Source organism: uncultured Gimesia sp. (assembly GCF_937919775.1).
Classification (GTDB): Bacteria; Planctomycetota; Planctomycetia; order Planctomycetales; family Planctomycetaceae; genus Gimesia.
This window is the reverse complement of the sequence record NZ_CALFPF010000280.1, coordinates 1-2915: the sequence shown is the minus strand read 5'-3', so window position 1 is coordinate 2915 and position 2915 is coordinate 1. Positions and strand designations below refer to the sequence as shown.

The 2915-nt window shown below is 51.9% G+C and carries 2 protein-coding genes; both read right to left on the bottom strand.

Going from position 1 to position 2915, the window contains the following annotated elements; all coding sequences use genetic code 11:
* The coding region (locus Q0294_RS07680) for a hypothetical protein (RefSeq protein WP_299462848.1) at positions 1-2057 on the bottom strand (2057 nt) is incomplete at its 3' end.
* Positions 2054-2758 carry a sigma-70 family RNA polymerase sigma factor gene (locus Q0294_RS07675; protein WP_299462846.1) on the bottom strand — a complete coding sequence of 235 codons (705 nt, stop codon included), beginning with the start codon at positions 2756-2758 and terminating at the stop codon, positions 2054-2056. The genes Q0294_RS07680 and Q0294_RS07675, both read right to left, overlap by 4 nt.
* Positions 2759-2915 lie beyond the last annotated feature (157 nt).

The following is a 2915-nucleotide window of genomic DNA, read 5'->3' as shown; positions in this document are numbered from 1 at the left end:
GTTGCGCGCCGGACTTTCTGCCGCACGCTGTTGATGGCGGCCGGCGATGGTTGATTTGCATCGTATTCCGCGAGACGCTGGCGAGAAAGTTGTCGCAGAAAATGAATCGAACATTGTCGCACAAACAGAGGTTGTGCAGCACCCAGACCAGCAAACAGATCTGCCAGTAACTGTTGATTCAAGGGGACTTTCCCCTGCGCCACGTTAAACCAGGTGCGTATTGAGGGGGTAGCAGCGCCCGCGTTTCCTGCGGCATCAATCTTACTCCAGACCGCGCGTGCCGCCGGGTCCTCTTTCGCTGCGACTAACCATTCAATCGCAGCCGTCCGTTGTACTTCGGAACTTGAATATGCTGCCTGAGGCACGGAAACAACCGGATCAAGCACAAATCCAAGATTGGTACTCGCAAGCAGTTCCAGGCCCGTTTTGTCAGGCGGCGCAGACAGCAGAGCCGCCAGGAGATCGTCACTCTGATTCATTTGTTCGAGATAGGATTTACTGAACTTCAACGCCGGCGGTGGATCGGTTCGCCAGCGCTGCTTTCGCGTGATTCTCACAGGCGCGCCAATGTTTTGATCTTTCATTACAAGCATCTGATCAGCCTGCAATGAAATTTCCTGCTCTGATGTCGGCGATGTAACATGGACCTCTCCCGAGAATGCCATGATTTCTCGTCTCTTTTCATCCAGTTGGAGGAAGCCGACAGACGTACCAGCCTGCTTGACTTGAACCAGCCATTCCTGCCGTTGATCCTGAAATTTCAATACATCGCCTGACTGAAGATCTGAGATCGCGACTTTACCGGTAATCAAATCCAGATCGATGACCGTCTGCAGCGAAGCCGACGGGTTAGCACCCGGTTTTGTCGTGTCCTGGTTTTTGACTCCCCGCATGGTAATCTGAATTTCCGAATCGGCGTCGAGTACCAGTTCCGGCCCTGAACCCCCCGATCCCGATTGAATTTTTCCCTGCAGCCAACTGAAGGGCAGCGTGCGCAATTCGAGTTTCTGCTCCGAATCAATCTCGATACGTTTCGCGGGAGCGCCCGCAAGAATTCCTTTCCAGGGTGAAGTCGCATCGTTGCGAGAACCAATAATCCCGGAAAGCCGCGTCCAGGATATTTGCAGATCGAGTTTGCTGACATCCTCAGCCAGCGGCCCCTTTTTCGCCACAACAGGCGACTCGTTGTCTTTGTTGTCCATTGCCGGCACAACGGGAATTGCCCTGGGCGAAGGCTGCGGGGCAGGAATCGTTTTTTTTGTTTCCGGGACCACAACCATCTCAGGAATGGATTCACCTTTAACGGGCTGCTCTGCTTCTGAGCCAGGATTTTTCGGAATGGAGGGAGGAGCTTCCGGAACAGGTTTTTTCGTAATCGATATTTCTTCCGCATTGTGAATCAGTATCAAGTACGCAGGCAGCATGATGGCAATCACGACAACCGCCACAGCAACCGAGAGCCAGAGTGGTCTGCTTGACTGCTTCCGGCTTGACCGCAAGGGCCGTCGTTGAGATTCGGTTTTGCGGGGAATCTTTTCTACGGACTCAACAACAGCTTCAGAATCAGTTGAATCCAAATCGGGCTGCTGCCGGTCTTCGATCTTCTGCAAATAATGACTGGCTGACGGTGTAGACTCAACCGGCGGGCACTGCTCCAGGGTAATGTCGCGCATCCGCTGCGAAACCTGCGCCGCGTACTGCGCGTCCTGTTGATTAAGAACACTGGAGACAGCGTCTGTATGCGCCGCCTGCCAGGTGGAAATCACTTCACGGAGAGTTGTTGTGTTACGCCAGCAGTCCAATTCGAACGCCTCACTCTCGTCAGCACTCATGTTTTCTTCAACGAAAGCAGCGACGGATTCCGCATCAGTGAGATCGTTTTCTAAAGATTCATTGGATGATACTTGTTGCTCATAAATCTGTGAAAGCGTTTTCCAGTGTTGTAATAGAACTGAATCCGCAGCCAACTGCTCGCGCACTGCCACTCCCTTTGCATCGGAAAGGCGACCTTCCAGCAGTTTGATCAATGTCAGGATGTGAGTGTTTTTCTGATTCATGCGTGTCTGTTTCGGACTTTCATTAACTTTTTCAATCTCTGTTGTGCGCGGTGCAACTTGGGGCCGACGGCATTTTCGGAAATCCCCAGCGCCCGACCAATTTCCGCGTAACTCAAATTCTGATCAAAGTACAATACTAAAACGCGACGGTCGGAAGGCTTCAGTTGCTTCATGACGTTTCGAATCTCTGACCGATCCTCTGCATCGTGAGCTGCGACAGCCTGCTGAGTCTGTTGCGGAACCGTAGCAATATCAAACTGACTATCATTCGGCCGGATCTTTTCTTTGTCCCGTCGCTGCCCAGTGATCACGTTCAGCGTTGTCCGCCGGGCTATCACCGCCAGCCAGGTTGACAGTTTACTGCGGCCTTGAAACTGCCGCAGACTATTCAGATCCCCCTGAAACAGAGCCGCCATCACTTCGGCTCCACACTCTTCCACGAGATCTGGTGCAGAAACAATTCCACACTCGCGACATGTGGAAAGAATACGGCTGACGATCAGTTTCTCATAGCGACTGACAAACTCACTCCAGGCATGCGAGTCTCGTTTCAGCAACTGCAGGATGAATTGACGTTCTGCCTGACGTGCTGAGTCCGGATTTCTCTGGGATTGCGTACTCGTATCTCGCTCCTGCGATGACCGCCTTGTCGGCGCATCGCTGGGTGGATCGTCAATCGGAGGCAATTCCATTGAGGTCATACAGGTGACTTATTCAATTGCTGTCAAAACATCTTCAAATCCGTCTGCTGCAGAAATCCGTTTTGAGAATTAGTTGAACACTTTGAAATGAGAAAAAAGCCGTCATCCGCACAAATGATCTTATGCGGTTGACGGACAGGATACAAGAATTTGTTTC

Bases quoted from the DNA above. Each gene is read 5' to 3' on its own strand.
- Q0294_RS07675 (WP_299462846.1), bottom strand. From the start codon at position 2,758: ATGACCTCAATGGAATTGCCTCCGATTGACGATCCACCCAGCGATGCG.